Below are 22,602 nucleotides of genomic sequence, written 5' to 3' on the forward strand. Positions count from 1 at the left end.
TTCAATGCCTGCGACCAAGCCGTCCAGACACTCGGTGGGATGGGATTCGCGAACGAGTACCACGTCGAGCGACTGTACCGCGACGTTCGCCTCGCGCGGGTCGCACCCGTCAGCGACGAACTCGTACAGGCATTCGTCGGCAGTAACGTTCTCGGCCTTCCCCGGTCGTACTGAGCGGGTCACCACTCGTCCGGCCGTAATCGCCCTTTTCGCTGTTGGCTTCCGTTGTCACCCGGCGACCTACGGCAACGAATACCCATGCGGAGACGTACCGGCGCCGCCCACACGAAGCGAGGAGAGGCGTAAACACCGTCGCCACTCCTGACCAGATGAGAGGCGAGCGCTGTGTGGGGAGCCACGCCAAGCTATTTCACACCGTACGGTCATGATGGTCTATGCGTGCTGCAGCGTTTACTAGCCTCGGCGGCCCCGACGGGGTCGAAGCCATCGACGTACCGGAACCGACTGTCGGCGACGGTCAAGCACTGCTCCGCGTTCGTGGAGCATCGGTCAACCGCCATGACCTCCTGTACTTACAAGGTGACTTCCGACTGCGTGAGAACCACCTCCCGTTCGTCTCCGGTGTCGACGTAGCCGGTGAAGTCCTCGACGTCGACGAGAGTGTCGAACGCGTCGCGCCCGGCGACCGAGTCGTCCTCTCGCCGATGATGACCTGCGGGACCTGTCAATACTGCCGTGACGGTCCGGAGAACTACTGTGAACGGTACCATCTCTTCCACGGAGGATTCGCTGAACGCGTCGTCGTCGATGCTGATCGACTTGTTGTCCTCACGGATGACGTCGACCTCGTCGCCGCCTCGACGCTCCCTGTCGCGTATATGACTGCGTGGCACATGCTCCGCCGCGCCGATGTCGACGCCGGTGATACCGTGCTCATCCCAGGGGCGACCGGTGGCGTCGGCGTCGCAGCCACCCAGCTCGTCGCTGCGATGGGGGCACGCTCGATCTGTACGTCCACATCATCGTCGAAACTCGACGCGCTGGGAGTGCACGGCGGTGACCACCGGATAGTCGTCGAGGACGCCGAGATGCTTCCGGATGCGGTCGCAGAGTTCGGCCCCGTTGACGCGGTGCTCAATCATCTCGGTGGGCCGTTCACCGATGCCGGGCTTGCAACGCTCCGACGCGGCGGGCGGATGGTCATCTGTGGGCGGACTGCCGACCGCTATTCGACGTTCGATACGCAAGACCTCTTCCTCGAACACAAGCAGGTCCTGGGGAGTACGATGGGGACACAAGCGGACCTCGAACGAGTCGTGCGGTTCGTCGAAGCCGGACAGTTCGACCCGCCCGTTCACGAGACCTACGACCTCGAGGAGGCGCATCAGGCGTTTGCCGACATGGAGAACCGAGACGTCGTTGGAAAACTCGTCGTCACACCGTAGGCGGTCCCGCATCATTCGGGAGAACAGTTAACACACCAGTCACCCAACGACGGATGATGTCGAATGAGTACGAAACGATAGCCGTAGAACACGATGGACCGGTCGCGACGGTGCGCGTCGCCCGTCCAGAGTCGATGAACGCCGTCAACACGGAGGTCCTCACCGAGCTCGCGGATGCCATCTCCACGGCGGAAACCGACGCTCGTGTGGTTGTCTTGACGGGCGAAGGTGACCGGGCGTTCATCGGTGGGGGCGATATCAAGGAATTTCAGGGCCAGTCTGGGATGTGGTTCCGTGGGGAGTTCCGTGACCGGATGGCTGACCTCGAAGACGCCATCGAATCGGGCCGCGTCCCGGTCATCGCTGCGGTCAACGGTATCGCACTCGGTGGAGGCACCGAAATCGCGATGATGTGCGATATGATCGTAGCGACGGAGAGCGCGGTGTTCGGTCAACCCGAAATCGGCCTCGGCTTCATTCCGGGGGCGGGCGGAACCCAGCGACTCACCCACCTTGTCGGGTATATGAAGGCCAAGGAACTGATTCTCACCGGACGGCAGGTCGCCGCGGAAGAAGCGGTCGATATCGGGTTGGCAAACGAAGTCGTCGATGACGACGCCTTCGACGACCGGATCTCCGAACTAGCGACTGACCTCGCAAACGGTCCACCGCTGGCCCAATGGTTCGCGAAGAAAGCTGTCAACCAGTGCCGGGCCGACATCGAACGCGGACTCGAGCTGGAGGCAGCCCTCGGGGCGCTGCTGTTCGAGACCGAGGATAACCAGGAGGGTTTGACCGCGTTCATCGAGAAACGCGACGCGGAGTTCCGCGGTCGGTAATCCCTGCGACGGCGACACATACCTTTTTGTAGTTGGACTCGGCCTATCTCGGTATGCCAGAAGCTGTCGAAGAGTATCCCGAACTTCTAGCTGAGCAGCTGAAGGAGATGATACTCATACGTGAGTTCGAGACCCAGGTGAGTTCACTGTTCGAAGCCAACGAACTCCCGGGGTTCGTCCACCTCTACATCGGACAGGAGGCGGTCGGCGTCGGCGCGTGCTCTGCCATCGATGACGAGGACTACATCACGAGTACCCATCGCGGGCACGGCCACGCCATTGCCAAGGGGCTTGATCCCGACCGGATGATGGCCGAACTGTTCGGCAAGGAGACTGGCTACTGTGGGGGGAAGAGTGGGAGTATGCACATTGCAGACGTAGACAAGGGAATGCTCGGTGCGAACGGTATCGTCGGAGCAGGACCAACACTCGCGGTCGGGGCGGGGTTATCGATTCGCCAGCGCCAATCCGATGCTGTCTGCCTCTCGTTCTTTGGAGAGGGTGCGATGGCCGAAGGATCCGTTCACGAGGCGATGAACCTCGCGGGCGTGCTCGACCTCCCGGTGGTATTCATCTGTGAGAACAACCAGTACGGAGAGATGACGCCCGCCGCGAATCAACACCACGTCGACGGGTTCGCTACTCGTGGAGAAACGTACGGGATGCCGACCGAGATGGTCGACGGGATGGTCGTTCAGGACGTCTACGAGGCGACGGCAGAAGCCGTCGAGCGAGCCCGGTCTGGCGACGGTCCGTCATTGCTCGTCTGTGAGACCTATCGCTACCACGGCCACTACGAAGGCGACCCGACGCGATACCGAACCGACGAGGAACTCGAGCAGTGGCAGGCACGCGACCCCATCGAATCCCTCGAGACAACACTCCTCGACGCAGGGACGGTCGATGAAGACAACGTCGAAGCGATGCGCGAGGGCGCAACGGATCGAATCGACGAGGCCGTCGAGTTCGCGAGGGAGAGTACATTTCCAGCCGAAGAGACGGCCTTCGAGGGCGTCTACACGGAGGAACTGTAATGCCTGAACGCTCGATGCGCGATGCCATCACCGAGGCACTCGACGAGGAACTCGAACGCGACTCTTCGACGTACCTCATTGGTGAGGATGTCGCTGACGCGGGAGGGAGTTTCGGTCTCACGCGCGGGCTCCTCGATTCGTATGGTCCTGAGCGAGTCATCGACACGCCCATCAGCGAGGCCGCGATCGTTGGAAGCAGTGCGGGTGCAGCGCTCACCGGATCGCGCCCGATTGCAGAGATCATGTACGCTGACTTCATGGGGTTGGCCGCAGACCAGGTGATGAACCAGGCAGGCCTCTTCAAGTACATGTTCGGTGGGGATGCCTCCGTACCGATGACCATCCGGACGGTCAACGGGGGAGCAGGGTTCAATGCGGCCGCTCAGCACTCGAAGAGCCTCCACGGGCTGTTTATGCACATGGCAGGGGTTCGGGTGGTGCTCGCGAGTACCGTCTACGACGCGAAAGGGTTGCTCAAGAGTGCGATTCGCTGTGACGACCCCGTGGTGTTCTTCGAACACATGGGGCTATACAACCGGAAGGGCGAGATCCCGGCCGAGTCGTACACCTTGCCACTCGGCGAAGCGGCCGTCGAACGTGAGGGTGACGACGTGACTGTCGTCGCCACCCAACAGCTGCTTCACGACGCACTGAACGTTGCCGAGACGCTTTCAGGCGATATCAGTGTGGAGGTGATCAACCCGCGAACCCTCGCACCACTGGACCGCGAAACACTCGCCGAGAGCGCCAAAAAGACCGGTCGAGTTGTCGTTGCCGATGAATCACTCATCCGGAATGGCCCGGCGTCCTACATTGCCGGACGCATCGAAGAGGACGCGTTCTACCACCTCGAAGCACCCGTCTCGGTCGTCGGTGTGGACGACACACCGATACCGTTCTCGCCCCCGCTCGCGGACGCCGTCGTCCCAGACGCTGAAGCCATCGAAAACGCGATTACTGCACTCCCACGACTGTAACCAATGTCAACTGACCTTATCGAACGACTCACTCGCCTGGAGCACCGAGAAGCGATCAAAGAGCTGCGCGCTGAGTACTGCTATCGAATCGATGCCCGTGACTGGGACGGGTACACGGCTCTGTTCACTGAGGATGCTCACCTGAGTTTCGGACCCGTCGGTGAGTTCGATGGAAGCGAGGAGATTCGGGAGTTCGCCGAACACATCGTCGGCGCCGAACACCCGTTTCTCTCGCACATGATCCACAACCCTGTAATCGATATCGATGGAGAGACGGCGACTGGGCGGTGGTACTTCGAGGTCCCCTGTACGTTCGCTGATGGTACTGCGGGCTGGATCCAGGGGCAGTACACCGACGAGTACGTCTACAACGGGTCTGAATGGCGGTTTAGTTCGGTCATCGCCGAATTCAACTACTTCGCGGACTATGACGCGGGCTGGGCAGATATCGTTGCCTCGCGGTAACGTTCAGTCGTAGTTCAGCAACACCTCGACGATGTTGGCCGCTCGGAGGAGCTTATCTGGGAGCTCCTCTGTAAACAGGTGGTCGTCGATGCGATTCGTCGGTCCGTACACGGATAGCGATCCCTGGACACGGCCGCTTCGGTCGATAACGGGAGCGGCGACAGAGCGCATTCCTGTGAGCCGTTCCTCGTCGTCTAGGGCGTAGTTGTCGGCCCGGATCCGTTCGAGCTCCGTATCGAGACGCTCGCGATCGGTGATGGTGTTCGTAGTTCGTTTCGGGAGGCCATGTGTCTCGATGATCTCGTCGACACGGTCTGGAGAAAGGAACGCTAAAATGGCCTTTCCAGGAGCTGCAGTATGGAGATTCATCTTGAGACCGTCAAAGATGTGAACCGGAATCGCCTGTTCACCCTCTTCGGTGGCGATGATGACGGCTCGTCCGTGTTCCTCGACCGTGAGACTAGCGTATTCGCCGGTGTCTGCAGCAAGGCGCTGGAGTTCGTTTATCGCCGCCTGGTACAGCGTCCGGTTATACCGGTTCCAGTATCCCAGACGCAAGAAGTCAGATGTCAGTCGATACGTACCGTCTTCGCGCGTGAGGTACTGGAGTTCGTACAGCGAGACGACGTGGTCATAGACGGTACTCTTTGGCTTTTCAAGTGTCTCCGCGAGTTCCGCGATACCCGCCCCGTTGCGATCGACGATTTCCTCGATTATCGCGAACGTGGTTCGCAGGGAGTTGACGGGGAGCTTTGGGGCCATACGAGTGCAATTCACAGACTGCTATATTATAGTATCGGCAATGCCGGACGAGTAATTGCTGGATGCCGATCTAGCACCCCCAGCGCGGCGAACTTTTCTACAGAGATACGCGCGATCCCCGAATTTGAGACAATTACATTTTCTTTTTGATACTTGGTGACGGGGGCAGATACTCCAACCTGTTCCAATATCAATAGTTTCCATCTGGGCATCCGGTAATGCCGGACATGGTTTGTGCATACATACCAAGAGACGGCAGGGGGCAGGTGGCCAATGGGCAATGGCTATAATGAACGCCGAAGTACAGAATGAAAGATATAACAAATCTATGCTTGTTATAAGATTCGATAGGATGCGCAACCGAGTAACAAAGCAGTTTACGTTATGTGAAATTCAGTCTCGTAGTACTATCGAACGGGGTACCTCATTGCCAGTCTGGCACTGTCTAGTTTGGTACCTCCTCGACTGGCGTTTTTCCATCGAGCGATTGGTGCGGTGTGAGATAGTCGTAGTAATGTATTAACTGTTCAAGTCATTGGCGGACGTTCCGCCGACTGCCCACCCATGAATATGGAAGCGGTCGACCCGCATTGTGAGCGTGTGAAACCACTTTTCGATAGGATCCGATCGGTGTAGTCGACCCGATCGCTCAACCCAGATCGAGCAAGGGAAGTTCGACATCCTAACTGACCGACGAGAAACACAGTGTCTGACAGGTCGTGTTTTTCGGCAAGGCTGGACAGAAACGCAGCCGCCGGATCGGTACCATGTGTCCGAACTATTGCACATCAAGAATCAGATTTGTGTCGAGGTATATTGTAGTATACAACCACGACCGCTCGCTATTGACCCTGGCAGCGGTCTCGTCGACCGTGACTAGCGACGGCGTCGTCGTCGGGTCAGGGACGCTGCCAGCCAGCCGATGTACCCACTTCCATACTGCTCCGTGAGTGCGCTTAACGCCTAATTCTACGAGTATAGACGTTGTTTCTCTAAGCGAACAGCCGGTCACGTGGAGCCGGACGGCGACACTCGTCAGAGTATTCGCTGTCCGCTTACACTCCCAGGTTTCTTCTAAATCCGCCGCAAAGCACTCGCTGAGCAGGTCTGCGAGCATCTGAACCAACTGACTCAACGACCTGCTCACTTCTCAAACGGGCTTAACTAGACCGTGCCTCCTCTAGTTATCTTCCATACCCGAATCAGGAGTCGACCTTTCCCAGGTATTCCCACTTCAGCGTGTCCCCCCGTCGGGTTACCCGGTACTGGTAAGGGCCATGCGGACAGCCGCTACAGTCCTTCCCACAGGGAATTTTCTTCGTGACGATCGTCCCGCGCTTCTCATCTCCATCGACGTCGACGACCTCTTCGTCCGCCTCCGCGAGCTCATCCGTCTCCACGTCACGTGTCTGCCAGTCGATGCGTGCGTGGCAGTACTCGATGATGTCCTCGAGGGTTCCGGTGTCCTGGCGATCGATGCCCTCGCGAATATACTTTGGAATCGACGTCGGTGGGTCTGGTTTCTCGGTATTCATTCTTACCAAACGTATCCCATGCTATCATCGTAGATGTTTGGTAAGGCGAACTCGGCATACCTTCCGAGTTTCTTTGAATCCATATCTGAATACGTACCCGTATACGAATTCGTATACGGTATCATATACGATTACGTATCTGTATAAGGCGTGGATCCGCAGCCACGGGAACTGCACATACTTCAACATCTGGTCCAGTAGCCTGCGGGAAAACGCACCTGGTATCGTATACGAATACGCATACAGACACGAATAGGAATTCGTATACGTCAGAACTGGTCGGTCATATGCCGTATCTGCGCGGATTTGGCGGTCTCGATCACCTCTGGTGCAGCCTCCTGTAACCCAACCCGGAGTGCTAACCTGAGGAGTTCTGACCGGTCAACAGAGTCGTCGACATCCCGTCCGAGCGCACTCTGAAGTGACGCTCCGACGGTCTCTATTTCACCGGTTGCCTCTAGACCGTAAATGACCGCTGCGAGTCGCTCATCTCGAACCGAGAGCGTCTTTGCCTTTCCTCGCTGGTTGATCGCTTCCAACGCCTCGACAATTGCTGTCTCGAGTTCGTCGACGTCGTCTTCTTTCGCAGGCTGCTTGACGCGTGATCCTGGATCGGTCAACTCCCGGAGCTCATCGAGTTCGTTGCCGGTCATCAGTTACCACCTCCTAATCGTGCGATGAGCGCTCTGGCATCTTCCTCGTACGCTGCCATTGCCCGCTGGGCAGTTTTCGACGGTCGTTCTAGTGACCAGAGTACGGTCCCATCCATCTGAGCGTTCTGGATGTCCTGGCTCGAGGGGATCTGTGCAGGCGCAATTGCGTCAGGGTACTCGCTTGCGAACTCTTCGAGGTACCGTCGGCCCGCCTTCGTTCGCTCATCAACTTCGTTCAGTAATACCATGGTCAACTCGATGGTGACGCCCTGCTCTTCGTGGATGTCATCCAGATCCTGCCTGAGTTGAGCGGCTTGCCCCGCTTCGAATGGTCCTGGTCTAACGGGGGCGATGACATTTCTCGCCGCCCATAGGCCATTGTATGCGATGTTCGATGTACTCCCTGGGAGGTCGAGGAGGATTACATCGTAGTCATCGTCAACGTATTCGGTGAGAAACGCGTCGAGGCGGCCATATCGCTCCGCAGGCTCGTCGATATTCGCTAACACGGCGTCCAGTCCATCGAGCGACCCGTGTGCGGGGATGATATCTGGTCCTTCCTCCGTCTCGATGATGAGGTCCTCGAGTGCTGAATCCAGTTTTTCGACGACGATACTCCATTCGTCCTGAAACGTCGTCGCGATGTTCGGCCACCGGTCTTCGGCTTGCAACTCCTCCCAGAGCCCGAAGTGCTTACTCAGGTCGCCTTGCTTCCCTGCGAGATCGATAAGCAGGGTTCGATACCCCTCTTTTTCGAGCGCTGTGCCCAGATGAGCAGTTCCGGTGGTCTTACCGACACCGCCCTTGTCGAGGAACAGTGCCGCTCGCATTGCAGCCATATACGGTTTCGTATACGTATACGCATAAATGTACGTCAGACAAATCACAGTCTACTGATCTCCAAACCGATAGAAACCAGCAACCACGAAAACCGGTACACAGGTAGTCTATGGAGTTCAGCACAACTCGTGGTAGATCGGTGGTCTGGCCGGTTCTCGTACCTGATTGCGAGAGTTCATCTACTGGTGTATGTTGACCACCAATCTTGTCGTCCAGTTACTCCGGGACCTCTTCGTTCTCAAGCTCTTCATTCGCGTACTCGATCAGTTGCTGCACTCGGTCATTGAACTCGTTCTCGAACTCAGTGTGAAGCGCGTCATCGTACATCTGGAGAGTTCGTCCCAGCCCAACCGCAGCGAGCCAGTCTCGGAACTGATTGCTGTTCATGTCGTCGATGGACATGCTCAACGCTTCCGTGTCCGATCCAGCTCCCCAGAGATGTAGAAGATCGAGATCGGTGATCATTGCGAGGCGAGCAAAATCTGCAAGCGCAGCAGTCACCTCTCGAGATAACTCCGTGTAGGAGACGGAATCATGGTCGAGTTCTCGCTCTCCCCTCAACAATTCATTGACGTATGTGAGCGAACGTCGTGATAGGAATCCATCTCTACCGACTGCCATCGGGGGATCACTCTCTGACTCTGCAATCTCAGACAATGCCTGTCCACAGGAGCCACAGTAGTGGTGAACTGCCTTGATCCGACGTCCGCAATTCGAGCAGTAGGGCATACTTTGCGCTACGAGTCATAGATACTGAGTCTTTGCTGGTGCGGGTATCTCCTGCGGCCTCGAGGACCCACTCTAGCCAGTATTCGTCTCTAGGGAGCTATCTGAACGCAGTCGGGGCGATATTCTCTGTCTGCTTGTTCGCGGTGAGATCGATTCTTACAATTTCGCGGGGTCCCGTTGAGGTGGTCCAATCCTCAATTCGAGTTTGGACCAGCTCCGAGCGGTCGAACCGAGCACCAGCAGAAGTTGCGACTGGGAGTCTCAATGCATGAGTGCTTGTGAGTCGAATCAGCTACTGCATGGATTGCTGGTATTGATAGATAGAGAGCGTGCGTGTCTCAGTGAGGGGCCCAATCTCTCACAGTTCTGCCAGTCTCATTGTGCTGCATACACAGTGTGTATCAGTCGGCCAACAATCGCAAATCCGAGACACTAGTCAATAGATTGTATCAATCTTGAAGTGGAGGATTCTCGAACACTGAACCACAATCTTTGCATACTGTTACCGTCCGACTGTTTCTCCGGGTGAGAGTCAAATCAGCATGCCCACAGTGGGGACAATCTCGCGGGATATGCTCACTATTGCAGGAAGGGCAGACGAAGGTAACACCAGCATCACCGGTGTTCAAGCGTAGATTCTCGTGGTCACAGGTAGGGCACAGTACTGGGATTCGTATATCCGCAGTGTTGCGAGGCGCACCCATAGCGAGGGCTACCAATTCCTGACCAGACGCGTTTCTACCAGACTGAAACTCGCCGGGAGGAAACCGGATTACCTCACCTTCTTTAGGCGAGACCCGATACAAATAATGAGGGACTCATTACCGTGGTCACGATCTCCGCTGTCCCTGTTTGACATTTCGATTTTGGTGCCCAACAAATGACCGATACACGCTGTGTATCTTCGCACGACTGTTTTAACAAATTCCAGATAGGATATGAGTGAGTAGATGATTTTTTGTGAATCCAATACTAAATTTGGAATCGCGTTCCACGAAGATTTCTGGCTGTCCGCTGGTTTGTCACCCTCCGAGTTCGAAGTTCACGTAGAATTTCCCGCCGCGGAGTTTCTCCCAGACGGGGTCTTCCTCGTGATCGAAGTCGCCGAAGCGAACGACGTCTTCGATGTCCCGAAACTCGATCTCCGGCCATCCCGATCCCTTTTCCCACCCACGGGGTAAGCGGACCATTCGAACCAGATATCGGTCGACGGTCACCCTTGCAGGAATCCCTCCATCGGCACTGGGACCAGGTCGACGAGCCATCCGGAACTCGTTCCCGGTCAGTTTGAACCGCCCTTTGTCGGTCTCCTCGAGCAACACCGTCTTCACTTCGGTCCGCGTCATCTGCGCTCGTTCCCACCCGTCGGTGGCGTCGGGACCGTACTGCCGGCCGAACGGATCGATGTAATCGAATCCCGGCCCCCGTTCCTCCGATGTGTCGACGAGTGCGTGGAAGACGGCTCGAGCGGTGGGTTTGTCGTCGATCTCCGCAGCCGTGAGGTGACGCTTGGCGACGGCGTAGTCGTCGATTCCCTTCAGTCCCAAGATGGCAGCGTCCGTCACGGCATCGGACGCCGACTTCATGCGCCAGTCGTCGTAGTCTCGCCACTCTTCGACCGCGTCGACGACACGCGACCGTTGGTTGGCAGCTAGTGACTCGAAGCGGTCCCAGGCACGCTCGATACAGATCAGTTCGCCATCACGGCCACGACCCGCGGCAATTTCGGCGTCACTGTACGACGAGGGGGTGCCGCTCTTGTTGCCAACGGACGGGGAGCCGCGCGACTCTGGGGGATCCGACGCTGAGAGGTCGGACTGGCTGAAGTCGATCGACGAAACCGGCGACTCCTCCGAGAACCACTCTTCGGTTCGCCGTTTCCGCGTTCGTTCCTGCTCGACGGGAGACGACCGCCCCCTGTCCTCGGTGACCGTCTCGAACACCTCTCGCACCGTCGTCTCGGCACTGGCTGGCGACTCCAACGCTTCACAGAGGCTGTCGAACAGTTCGCGGTTGGCTTCGTCGGCGAAGACGACGTCCATCTCGACGACTTCCGATCGCTGAGTCCGACACCACGACACCACCGTGTCACGGAGTACCGGGGGAACTGGCCCCGAATCGTCCGCCGGAAGGGCGACCAGCGGAACGTCCTGGAGGTGGTCCGGTAACGACGTGGCAGTCGGAATCACGTCCGATGTCGAGGCAGTCGGGGTCGGCGTGGTCCGCCGACGTGCCTCGGCTACGGCGTCGAGGAGGACGTCCTCTCCGGGATCGGTCGTCTGTGTGACAACGGCCCAGAACTTCTCGACGGCTGTGATCGCGGTGACGTAGTCTTCGAGTGTTTTGTAGGTTGCCGACTCACCCCACTCGTCCAGATCGGCCCACGGGTCCGACTTGGCGAGGCTGGCGAGATCGAGGTGTGGTGTACGTCTCGCGACGGGTGCCAGCAGCCGTTGCCGATCGGTTGGACGGCTCTTCGCCGCGGCGACCGTACAGCGCGTCGCATCCTCCTCGGAGAGGCCGCCGGGCTCACAAAGGTGTCTGTGCCACGTCGCGATCGGGTCGAGATCGCTGAGCGGTTCGTCAGCCTCGGGATCGACATCGGTCACTGCGTTGAGGACCGTTTCGGCGTCGACCGATGACCACGCGATTTCGGGGAGGGGCCGTCGGTCTGAACCCGACTCGGAGTCGGACGAGCGCAGGTGGTCGAGCAACGTCTCGAGAGCAGCGTGGATCCGCCGCAGTCGCCTCTCGTTCAAGGCAGCAATCTGCCGCTCGATGTCCGCCAGATCGTCCTCGTACTCCCGATCCAGTTGTGGCTCTGTTTTCATCAAGACGTTCTCGAACGCGTTACGAACCCGTCGTGACGGCTGATCGTCGAGGATCTGGACCAGGCCTTCGGCTGCGTAGAACGGGGGAATTGACTCGTCGTCGGCCACTCGGAGACTCTCTTCAAAGAACGCGATCCGTGTCTCGGCACTCTCCTCCGTGGGGACCCACAGTGCCGACCGACGGTCTCCGGGTCTGTCGTCCGAGCGGTCGACGATCCCGATCTCGTTGGTCGCGGCGCTCTGGAGCGCCGTGTAGACAGCTTCGAGTTCGGTTTGCGAGGTCGTGGCCCGGTCGTAGGCAGCGACGAGATACGGAACTCTGTGGTCGATCGCTTCTGCTACTCGTTGGAGTGCCGAGTCGTACGACTCAGCGGCAGTACTCGGGCCTTCGACCGGTTCTAGCTCCGGAATCTCACCCTCACCTTTCGTCCGGATACCGAACGAGAACGTCGGGTCTTCGTGGGGACGGTCACCCAGTACAAGCGCGAGACCACCGGGGTGGGTAGCGGGCAACTCGACGAACGCGCTTCGCTGCCCCTCTAAGATGTCGCGAGCATACTCGGGGAGGCGATCCGTGTAGACGTCAATCAGGATCGACAGTGACTCCGATCTCCCCTCGCCAACCGTAACCGAGCAGAGCGCGCCACCTCGATTCACAAGGAGACGGGTCCCTACGTGCCAAATGTCCCTACGTTGCCAGGCCCGCTGCAACTCGTCGTCCATGTCGGGAACATGGTCTCTGAGATGGTCCCAAGTCACGAACCGGCGCAGGAGGCCGAACGTAGCCCTCCGTACGGACTCCATGTGCTCCGCCGGCAACTCGGTGACGTCATCACTCAACGGGTCGGTAGCGGCCGCTTCGTACGTCCTCAAGAACCAGTCGAGTTGCGCCGCCGCCTCCGCAGGCGTATGGTCTGCAATCGGTTTTGCGCCGAGTGCACCAGCGACAGCCCGAAGATCCAATTCGGGTGGGTCGATCTCGAACGGCTCGCAGGCTTCACTGACGTCCTCACGGAGGGTCTCCGTGTCGATCGTCGGGAGTTCGGCCTCGGCACGTCGGCCAGAGCCACCGTCGGAGGGGTCGAACACCAATCGCCGTGCTGGGTTCACTCCCGGCCGATACGCACCCTCTCGTCCCTCTCCAGACTTCCAAAGGCCAGAACTGGGCCAGTCGGTCGGCCACAAGTAGGCTGTTTGGAGTTGGACGAGCCCCAACGCTGGAATCGTGGTGTTGTTCGAGGCTGGGCTGTGTCCGGTATCGGTACAGAACCAAGCCGTTTCGAAGAGGTGCTCGGACAGTTCGGGCCAGAGGAGGAGTATCGCCCGTCGGAAGTCCGTGGTCGTGTCGTCATCCAGAATGTCGAGTTCGGTGAAACGCCACCACGTCGGTACGACGATGTCGTTCCCGGCGATCTGGATCCACTCGCTAACGGCGTCTTCGAGCAAGTTGCCACGGCAAGTCGACGTGTGACCTGCGCTGACTGCGGGGTGGTGTTCGGTTCGCCAGCAGATTGACGCGTACGTGTCGAGTTCCGCCGCCGGTGGATCGATCGGACTGTCTTCCACGGTGGCATCCCCGCCTGTCGTCAACTGCTTCGCCTCGGTCAGTGTCATAGCACCTGTGTCCCGGTCGCGACCATTGCTACCAGGGAAGAACCACCCCCACTCGACGTGAGGGCCGACTTGCACGCCGACGTGGATCAAGAAGTTGAGTAACCACAGAGCACGGTCGCCGTCGCGGACCTCGGTGTCTGCGACGACTTCGAGCCACCGCTCGTCACTCGGGGGAGCGACGGCAAGTGTACCCTCCCGATCTACCATCGACGTACACTCGATGACCGCCGCCCACCGACGGAGATCTCTCGCTCGGGCCGGCAGTCCTTCTTCGTAACTCCCAGTGAACGGGTCGCGAACGGATCCCGACTCGAGATCGTCGGCGATACTCTCGAACGCATCGACCCACTCTTGGCCAAAGACCAGTCGTTCTGCCGGCGCGACACCGCCGTCGGCAGTGGGCACTGGAACGCGCTGTGAGTAGCGGCGTTCGAGGAAGGTGTCGTAATCGCTAGGCCGGTTTCGGAGGCTCTCACCGACCAGTAGGTCCTCGACGCCCGTCTCATTTTCACCGGCGCTGAACTGTCGATTCCGATGCGGTGTGGGCCGTAACCATGGGGCTCTCTTGAGGGACGTTTCGACACAGACTGTCTGATAGAGATCCAACAAGTACCCAAGCGTCGCGTCATCGACCTCAAGGCGAGCGTCTCGCGGTGCGGAGAAGCCACCGATCTCTGCGGCGACGCGCTGGTAGTACGTGGCCGGCCCTCGCAGCTCTCGTGTCCCCCACTCGTTGTAGTTGGCCGCCAGCGTGCCCGACCAGTCCTCGTCGAACGGGGTAATGTAGATGTCGAGTGATTTAGGCGGTGCGACAAGTTGATCGATCGACGTCTCTGCTGACTGGCTCGTCTCTTTCGACCGGCGGAACACGATCCGATCGCTCCGCTCATACCGATCCGAGTGGCCGCCAGGTTCGCGTGTCGACGCACGGACGAGGTACCCGATCCCCATATCGGTCTCGTCGCTCGGGTCGTCACCGTGTGCCTCTCCGGGGAGCAGCGGCACGTGCCAGTCCCCTAATTTTCTTGCCGGATCTCTGCCATCCTCCTGCTCGTCGGCCTCTTCGTCCTCCGAATCGTATCTGTCGAGTGCAGCACAGATAGACTCGAAGTAGTGACGAGCGTACGGTTCGTCGTCACCATGTGAAGCGTACAGTTCAGCGTCGATCGGAACGGCCCAGCGGTCGGGATCGCCCCCCCAGACGTCACGGAGTGTCGAGACGAGACCCGAGCCCCCCGTCCCGTCTCGATGGAACGGCTGGTCAACCACGGCGGTCAGACCGATTCGAGTCGCGACTTCGCGATTCTCAGCTTGAATCTCCCCGTTGGCCCGAGCACGCTGCAGCCAGCGGTCACCGTTCGTGACGGACTCCTTCGCCACAATTGGTGGAGATTCACCGGCACGGAGCGGTTCGAACGCGTAGAGGCGATCCGGATCGACCAGTACCTCCGTCGGCTCTCGAATCTCGCCGCCGTGGGACGGCACGATTGGAGTCTCGCGCAAGGCTTCACACACCCGTGAGACTACGTCGAGAGAGTTCTCGTCTCGCTGCCGGAACGGCATCACCAGCCACGGCATCCAGGCGTCGTAGTTATCTTGACCGCCTCGACTGTCCGGCCGAGCGAGGTCGACCGCAGCCTCCGCGACTAAGTCCGGAACTGCGGACAGGAGCTGTCGATTGACGTCGCTATCGTCTAGCTCCTGTCGGTCGAACCCCACTTGGAATGGAGCGTGCACCACGAACGGGAACGACGTTCGGGCGTCTTCGATCGGATAGAAGAGATACAGCGTCTTTCGTTCGGGAGCCCAACCGTCGTCCGCTGGTCTCGGCGACTCGAAGAGCAATCGCATCGGCTCATCGAACGTCCAATCGTCCTCGTCGCTGTCTTCGTCGTCCGGTGGATCGATGTCTACCGGACGAGAGTAGAGCCGGAACTGCTTCTCGGTCGGCTCGTCCACGTCGTCGGTCGCTTCGGAGACCGTGATGGACTGCCGATCTACTTCGGTACTCGATTCGATGTCCCGGGATTCACCGGTCGTGATCTCGACCCGTCTGGACTCGGCGAGTTCGAGCTGGCCACTCACCTCATCGCGGGTAACTCTGAGGAACTCGATGTCTCTAATTTCGCCGAGTAAGACGAGAGTCTCACGACCGAGATCGGTACACTCCCCCCACAGTTGTGTTGCAGACTCGTTGTCTCCGTCGCTCCGCTGGTCACGGAACTGTCGTGCGACGTCCGGGTGTTCGTCGGAGAGCGGTAAGTCCGTCAGTAGTTCCTGGATAGTGTCGAGTAATCTCGTCCACTGCTCGTCGTCGTACTCAAGTTCGAGAACGGTCCGGTACTTTCCACGGTGGGCCGAGAGGCGAGCTTCGAGGTCGTCGTCGACCGACTCGTCGATATCTGACATCGGAGTCGTCGATTTCAATAGGACCTCGGTCAAGCCAGTTCCGTCACTTGAGGAGTGGCCATCAACGAACGGGTACCGAAACAGCGAAAGTCGGGGGATATCCCGCAGCACCTTGAGTGGGTTCGGTGGGATCTGCTCCGCCTGCACCGGCTGGAGTTCTGCCAAATCCTCGTCCTCGAGGTCGTCGGGGGTGGCTGAGGAGACGGGGAGCGAGAGATCGCCGACGATCGACTCGCAGGCGTCGACGACGGTCGAGTCGTACTCGTCGTCGAGCACGGACCGAAAGTCGGGATCGTCGAGGAACTCCGTGTACGTGTCCAGGAGCATCGAGACAGACTGTGACCGAGAGAAGCCGACCGATACCCGCTCGTCGACTACGATCGACTCGATCGAGAACTGCTTGGCAGTCTGGAGGATCGACTTCATCCCGACGCCCTTCTCACCGATCGCCCCACGTTCGTCCGCCTTCTCTGATCGGTTGAGCGCGGTCACGGCCTCGAATACCTGCTCGTCGTGGAGACGGAATGGACGCCCCGTGTTCGCCACGTAGAGCGAGTCGGGTCCGACAATCACTGCGACGGAGCCAGGCCTATCACTACTTGCCGAGGCGTCGTCGCGTCCCCGTCGAATCGCGTCTCGTGCGTTCTGAATCAGTTCGAGGATCGTCCGATTGTCGTGTGCTTCCGATACCGCCTCATTACCGACGCCGAGGTCACCCTCCTTCCGCCACCCACTGGAGTTGCGGAGTTGGAGAAGGAGGTCGCGCTGTTCACGGCGACATAGTTTCCGAAGATCCGATCGTGCACTCATTTAAATATCTAAAACTCCGTCAGTTGCGTCTTCATTCCCTGTTACTTAGCCTTTGGTCTGGATCGACCCCGCACTCGCCACCCTGCTCAAACTCGACGTAAGTGTAGAACCAGTTCATGTGCTCCCTCACCCAGACTATCTGAGAACGGTCGCGTCTCGACAAGTCATCAACCGAGCTTCGAGCGAGTGTTATCGTGTTATAGAACTACCCACACGCAATTTACAGCGGTGCAACTCTGGACAGAAAATGTTGGAATAGAGATGGTTTCAGAAGGCGGTGGAAAGTACAGAGGTTGTACTCACCGACTCAGTCAACTCAGGTTGGGTGCCGAACCGATGACCGATTCGCGCTATGTATACAGCACGACGAAATTAACAGAATTGTGGGGGGTTGGGGGCTCCCTCTGATAGACCCACGCTCTCTGTCTATCAATACCAGCAATCAACGAACACTGTGGTGACCGACGCTCCCAAGGGACGCCGCTGACGAGCGATCCAGCGTTCGGAACGGTGCCGGTCAGCTATCGACTGCTGACTGATTGACGAGCGGTACAGGCATCCAAGCGTGTGGTTTGTAGAAATCCAAATGCCGAACTTCTGAACTTCCCAGCACCAGTACTTGATGTAGCGTAATGTGATATACAAAACGGTCTTTTTGCGATATACGTGCTCTACAACCCTTCAAACGCCTGTTTTCCATCTCCTAAGGTTACTGCCTGGTAGAATCCTACGCGGCAGTGAACTTATGCACCCCCGTTCCGTCTGTCGACCCGAATGGTCGAGCAGCACGAAGACGATGGTTCTCCCGGGGGTCAGCCACTCGAAGAGGCGATCGAGGCACGCCTGCGGAGTATCGACTCGGGGAACTACCGACGGAGTGTTCGGTCGGCACTCGAGGCGTTCGCCGAGGTCGTTTGTGAAGACGGAGAAATCGAGGCCGTCGATGACGTGAGTCGGTACGACTGTCGGTACTACGCCCAGACCCTTCGCGACCGCGCGAAACGCCCTGGGGAGCGCTTCGCGGCGAGTACGGCGCACAAGAACTACGCGTTCGTCCGGGCGTCATTCACGTGGTGGCAACGCGACGGACGCATCGCCCAGAACCCCGCCCAGTGGCGTGGGGCCACGGACGAACTCCCCGAGGTCGTCGAGCAACCCGAGCGCCAGTTCTGGTCGAAACGTGACCGACAGGCGATTCTTCGCTATACCGACCGTCAGGTCGATGAGGCGCTTGATGGTGGGGATAATCCGCTTCCCGCCTTCCGTGACCGAGCGATCGTCTACACGCTTGCCCTGTCGGGGGTACGTGGTGCGGAGGTCTTCCGTGACCCGGCTGACGACCGACGCGAGGGCCTTCGCTGGGAGGACGTCGACTACGACCGTGGGGGGCTCACCGTCTTCGGCAAGACCCGAACCTACCAGAACGCACCCCTCCCGAGTGACGCCCAGACGCGACTAGAGCGTTACCAGCGATTGTTCAACCCTGAGGAAGTGTGGCCGGTCTTCCCCTCGCTGCACCGCCCCTCGCTCTATCGAACGGTCCGAGAAGGACTCACTGACCTCGCCGATGACCGAGTCGAGGCGCTGCTTGAAGAGAACGACCCGCTCGACGTGATGCGCGAGTACGGACTCGTCCCGCCGGCACTGTCAGTCCGGGGGGCCCGATCGGTGATGAAGCGGCTGTGCGCCGACGCCGATCTCGATATCGACGGCGAGTACCTGAAGCCCCACGGGGCCCGTCGGGGACTCGGTCACCAGCTCTACACCGAAGGGCAAGCAGAACTCGCACAGGAGGCGCTGCGTCACCAGTCCGTCGAAACAACGCACCAGTCCTACCACGACGTCCAGGTCGAAGAGACCGCCCGACGTGTCGACGATATCCTGAACGAGGACTAACATAGCGTTCTCTCAGCAGTCGAGCTTATCATAATCTCCACCGGCGGTTAGAAACTACAGCGGTCAGAGATCATCTCGGTGTTTGTCGTAGAACGCTTCGAGTGTCTGTCAGTCGTGCGGGGCGTGGAAACCGCTCTCGAAGAGAGACGAGTTTGAGAAGGTCGCCTGTTCACCGACCGGCCCGCATACGAAGCATTTCACGGTTCGCCACCAAATCGAGAATCGCTAGTCGGTCGATTCGATTGACCGTGTTGGTAGTCGTGTTTTCAGTGACCCGTTGAGGAGTCGTCTCTGCCACCACCAAGTCACGATGACCGAAACTCGTCGAGGAATCAAGACGCTGGGGGAAGGACGAGACAGCAGCGACCGGAGACGCACCCGCAACGAAGACGAGGAACGAAGCAGTCGGAACGCGGAAGTCGAGAAAGAACCCGCCGGCAGAAGGGACGGGAAGCGACCGGGACAGCAGGGGGCGGTGGCGGCCGGTCGGGGCGGTCGGTGACGGTCCGCCGAAAGCGGTTGAGACGGTGCTGTCGGAGGCGGTTCTCTCTGCAATCTGTCGTGTTGAAAATCCAAGGTACACACACTCACCACTTTTTCCGGTGGTAGCCGTTTGAAAGGGTCTCGGGACGAAAATACGAGTCTATATCGTGCGGTAGTTATATATAGTCAGCTGTTTAATTGGTCCGTAGGATTAAGAAATTCGTATCAATCATCTTGTATGATTGTTACGTAATTAATTAAGAACCGTTACGGTCATCGGCTGATTTTCTGGCCGACTCTCTCGTGAACCCTACCACCGGAAAAAGTGGTGTGTGTGTGTTCAAATGGTTTGGAAAGTGTTACAACAGTTCTCCGACATAGGTTCGGCGGTGGGGTAACTCCGTCCCAATCGGTGGGGGAAGAGTGGTTCAGATCGAACCGGCCAATTACTGAGCGGTTCGGTTAGCGGCGTGGCGTTGAGTGGTGTAATTGTAGTGCAGTACCCGGCATCTTGGTCGTCACAGGTCGAACCGAGTCGTACAGGATAGATGGCGCGCCAATATTCCGGGCCCATATTGAGATCCGGCGGAAACGTCTCCAGAATCGCTTCGACGTCCGTCGTCTGAGCCATATTACTCGACTGACCCCTTCTCGTCCGTTACTGTGCGATAATACTAAGATATTCGCTCCGAACACATGGTCGATGGGCAAAAGAACGTTCTTCCGCCATATCAGTGGGGAGGTACCCCAGAACGACTTTTTCCTCTCGCTTCTCGCGTTCTCACTTGACCACGGGCCAGAGGTCCTGAACGCCATCCACGACGACCTCATGTTTTCCAGTGACGCCGAAGTAATCGCCTCGCAACGAAATGGGTTGCCGAGAACGCCACCCGACAGTGGTAATTACGTCCTCGATTGGGTGGTCCGCGACGCGGACAAACTCGTGGGATACGAGTCAAAGACCGGGAGCGATATCCCCTCAGATGGGCAGCTCGACGGAGAACTCGCCAAACTGGAGGCGAACAATGGTGGTCGCGATGTCTACCTCTACGCGTTTACCGACCACCACCGGAACCCGATCGACCGAGCGGATGTCGGATGGCTGAGCTGGTACGACGTCGCCAGTCGGGTCCAGTCGCTCGAAACAATCAACGACTCAATCAAGATTCTACAGGAGATGTTCGACGATAACGGCTACAGCCGATTCAGCGGGTTCGACGAGTTCGAGCAGAGTCGCGAGTGGTTCTTGAACCACGAGGAGCAAATCGTCAAATTGGCGTTCGAGATCGGTCGTCGGTCCGAGGCGTTTGAGTTGTACACAAAAATGCACAACCAGGTTCCACAACACACCACGACGAAGCAACTCACGAAGGCATTTAAGAACCGTGCTAGGTCGCTGAACCAATCCGTACACGCGATTTCATATCATCCAGACGAATCTCGGAAGTATGCCACGAAAGGCTACAATCCATGCTTGCTTGCGCCAGCAATAACAAACGAGGTTGGGGTGTACATGCATCTCAACACGGCTAAAACGGACGAGATAGAAACGTTCGTCCGTGGCAATGCGAGTGCACTTACCGACCTCGTTAACGATCATGGGATGACGCTCCGGACATCGTGGAACAATCTGAATCATCCCGAGCGAAAAATAAAGCAGTACTCCGACGCCAGTGAGATCGAGCGAGTGTTGAAGAACAACGTCGGGTCGGAGTACTGGAAACGACTCTACTTCGGGTGGCAGATGGACACCGACCAGCCAGCGAAGGAGCTCGTAGCGGAGGCGACCCATCGAATAGATGAACTGCATCGGCTCTTTTTCGACCCTGCAGAAAAGCTGGAAGACGTCCCCCACTACTGATGACATCTACACGTAGATGATAGGCCCTGCTTGGATCGCCACGAACCCGCCAGTAAGCGCTGGAGTGAGCCACTCTGTCGTAGTCCTGTCTCGATAACTTCCTCAGCGTACTTAGAAGAGCAACGAACGTTTGGCGAATAGCTAGTCGCCCTCAAACGTCGATACTCTTTGAACGTGCCGTCTGTAATCAGCTAATTGGTCATCTGGTGTAGTCGTCCTCACGACTTGATGGACTACCGATTCAGATACCAACGCAAACTGCTGCCAGGAGTCTCTACACCGAGAGTTTTCAAGAACATCACAAGAATTATGACCAGTCAGAGAGCAGCAACTAGTTAGTTTCACTGCGTGGAACAGGCATTAGCCCCCGCGGAGCTAAGGACAGCACAATGGAGGTCTTCGAGGTTGAATCACGGGAGTTCGCCAGTCGCCCGAGTTTCAACCAATATCTGGCCGACCATTACGGCGAGCTGACTGACCGGGACCTCTACATTCTCACTGGCCTCACCGAGTACGACCGAGAGACATTCGACGAGGTACTCGCGGAGAATCATTACCACGTCATTGATGATCTCGGTGCCGTTCAGAAGATGGAACGTCGATACGGCGACGGCAAGCGCATCCAGTTCTACCTCTCATTCGATGAGGAGTCCGGTATCTTCCTTTGCTACACTGATATGCGGAAGACCGAGGAGATCGAGAACACCCTGGAGAAGTTCTTGCGAGAGACACGGGGCGTCCACTATTTGTTCGTGAGCCCTCGTGTACTGCAGACCATCCGTGAGGAAATCGTCGAGGGCGAGCCGGCGGCGCAGATCACCGAGTTCGTCGCCAAACGAACGGACCGAACGGACACAGCGTCGACCTATCGGCCTGAATTCGCTCGAACGATTAACTACTACGGCGACGATGGACTGGACACGCTTCGTGAGATGGAACGGAACTACGGCGTTCTGCCGCGAATCATGGAGTTCGACATCCCGAGCGGGCTCCAGTTCCGGGTCAACCGCGAAGGCATGTTCAAATTCCTCAGCGGTAACCTGCTGGACCTCTTCGAGTACATTCAGCTGTGTATCTCTGAAGCCCTAAAAGTCAAAGAGGCGTATGAGGAAGCAGACTTCCAGATGGTGCCCGTCTCGGACCAACTGGATGTCCCCACCTCGGAGCCTGTAGCGATTACGCTCCACAACTCACTGCAGTACCACGAAGTGGATGACCTGAAACAGAGCTTGGGGAATCACAAGTACGTCGTCATCGATTCGTATGCCGAGGAAGGATCACTGTACTTCTCGACGAAGCTCATCGATGAGACGAAAAACAGCGTGTTCAGCATCAAGGCGAACGAGGACGAAATCCGCGTCTTTCCCCAAGACCGGAAGGATCTCGGGTCGTTCTACCGGTTCTACGAGTTCATCCAGGACAGTATCGACGAACGCGCTGAACTTGCACAGGCCTAAT

16 protein-coding genes and 1 pseudogene are annotated in these 22,602 nt (G+C 58.2%); 9 read left to right on the plus strand and 8 right to left on the minus strand.

Going from position 1 to position 22,602, the window contains the following annotated elements; translation table 11 throughout:
* The 6 genes from P1Y20_RS18825 to P1Y20_RS17875 all read left to right on the plus strand — a co-directional run.
* On the plus strand, positions 1-174 hold a 174-nt coding region (locus P1Y20_RS18825), incomplete at its 5' end, for an acyl-CoA dehydrogenase family protein (RefSeq protein ID WP_368662202.1).
* A 221-nt stretch (positions 175-395) separates the two neighbouring features.
* Entirely contained in the window at positions 396-1,406 is a 1,011-nt protein-coding gene (locus P1Y20_RS17855) for an alcohol dehydrogenase catalytic domain-containing protein (RefSeq protein WP_304450045.1), read from the plus strand.
* Between the two features lie 56 nt (positions 1,407-1,462).
* On the plus strand, positions 1,463-2,245 hold the full coding sequence (locus tag P1Y20_RS17860; protein ID WP_304450046.1) for an enoyl-CoA hydratase/isomerase family protein: 783 nt from the start codon (positions 1,463-1,465) through the stop codon (positions 2,243-2,245).
* 53 nt (positions 2,246-2,298) lie between these two features.
* A complete protein-coding gene (locus P1Y20_RS17865; RefSeq protein ID WP_304450047.1) occupies positions 2,299-3,279 on the plus strand; it encodes a thiamine pyrophosphate-dependent dehydrogenase E1 component subunit alpha in 981 nt (326 codons plus the stop codon).
* A complete protein-coding gene (locus P1Y20_RS17870; protein WP_304450048.1) occupies positions 3,279-4,256 on the plus strand; it encodes an alpha-ketoacid dehydrogenase subunit beta in 978 nt (325 codons plus the stop codon). Before P1Y20_RS17865 ends, P1Y20_RS17870 begins: the two co-directional genes overlap by 1 nt.
* A gap of 3 nt (positions 4,257-4,259) precedes the next feature.
* Positions 4,260-4,721 carry a nuclear transport factor 2 family protein gene (locus P1Y20_RS17875; protein WP_304450049.1) on the plus strand — a complete coding sequence of 154 codons (462 nt, stop codon included), beginning with the start codon at positions 4,260-4,262 and terminating at the stop codon, positions 4,719-4,721.
* Between the two features lie 3 nt (positions 4,722-4,724).
* Here the strand turns inward: P1Y20_RS17875 and P1Y20_RS17880 are convergent, their stop codons facing one another.
* The 7 genes and pseudogenes from P1Y20_RS17880 to P1Y20_RS17910 form a co-directional block, all read right to left on the minus strand.
* A complete protein-coding gene (locus P1Y20_RS17880) occupies positions 4,725-5,483 on the minus strand; it encodes an IclR family transcriptional regulator (RefSeq protein WP_304450050.1) in 759 nt (252 codons plus the stop codon).
* 445 nt (positions 5,484-5,928) lie between these two features.
* A pseudogene (locus tag P1Y20_RS17885) lies at positions 5,929-6,600 on the minus strand (IS6 family transposase).
* A gap of 85 nt (positions 6,601-6,685) precedes the next feature.
* Positions 6,686-7,018, minus strand: a complete 333-nt coding sequence (locus tag P1Y20_RS17890; protein ID WP_304450051.1) for a DUF6788 family protein — start codon at positions 7,016-7,018, stop codon at positions 6,686-6,688.
* A 269-nt stretch (positions 7,019-7,287) separates the two neighbouring features.
* Positions 7,288-7,671, minus strand: a complete 384-nt coding sequence (locus P1Y20_RS17895) for a DUF8115 family protein (protein WP_304450052.1) — start codon at positions 7,669-7,671, stop codon at positions 7,288-7,290.
* Positions 7,671-8,510 (minus strand): ParA family protein, encoded by an 840-nt coding sequence (locus P1Y20_RS17900; RefSeq protein ID WP_304450053.1) that lies wholly within the window; start codon positions 8,508-8,510, stop codon positions 7,671-7,673. Before P1Y20_RS17900 ends, P1Y20_RS17895 begins: the two co-directional genes overlap by 1 nt.
* 217 nt (positions 8,511-8,727) lie before the next feature.
* A complete protein-coding gene (locus P1Y20_RS17905) occupies positions 8,728-9,240 on the minus strand; it encodes a zinc ribbon domain-containing protein (protein WP_304450054.1) in 513 nt (170 codons plus the stop codon).
* A 1,022-nt stretch (positions 9,241-10,262) separates the two neighbouring features.
* Complete coding sequence (locus tag P1Y20_RS17910) at positions 10,263-16,904, minus strand: sacsin N-terminal ATP-binding-like domain-containing protein (protein WP_304450055.1); 6,642 nt, start codon at positions 16,902-16,904, stop codon at positions 10,263-10,265.
* 774 nt (positions 16,905-17,678) lie between these two features.
* Here P1Y20_RS17910 and P1Y20_RS17915 point away from each other — a divergent pair.
* Positions 17,679-18,800, plus strand: a complete 1,122-nt coding sequence (locus P1Y20_RS17915) for a tyrosine-type recombinase/integrase (RefSeq protein WP_304450056.1) — start codon at positions 17,679-17,681, stop codon at positions 18,798-18,800.
* Positions 18,801-19,623: 823 nt separating this feature from the next.
* Here P1Y20_RS17915 and P1Y20_RS18915 read toward each other — a convergent pair.
* Positions 19,624-19,914, minus strand: coding sequence for a DUF7961 domain-containing protein (locus P1Y20_RS18915; protein WP_465261623.1), 291 nt, complete (start codon positions 19,912-19,914; stop codon positions 19,624-19,626).
* Between the two features lie 72 nt (positions 19,915-19,986).
* Between P1Y20_RS18915 and P1Y20_RS17920 the strand changes: the two genes are divergently transcribed.
* Both P1Y20_RS17920 and P1Y20_RS17925 read left to right on the plus strand, forming a co-directional pair.
* Positions 19,987-21,144: a hypothetical protein gene (locus tag P1Y20_RS17920; RefSeq protein WP_304450057.1), complete on the plus strand. Its 1,158-nt coding sequence runs from the start codon at positions 19,987-19,989 to the stop codon at positions 21,142-21,144.
* A gap of 389 nt (positions 21,145-21,533) precedes the next feature.
* Positions 21,534-22,601, plus strand: a complete 1,068-nt coding sequence (locus P1Y20_RS17925; RefSeq protein WP_304450058.1) for a hypothetical protein — start codon at positions 21,534-21,536, stop codon at positions 22,599-22,601.
* Position 22,602 lies beyond the last annotated feature (1 nt).

It is taken from the genome of Halomarina ordinaria, assembly GCF_030553305.1.
GTDB classification, from domain to species: domain Archaea; phylum Halobacteriota; class Halobacteria; order Halobacteriales; family Haloarculaceae; genus Halomarina; species Halomarina ordinaria.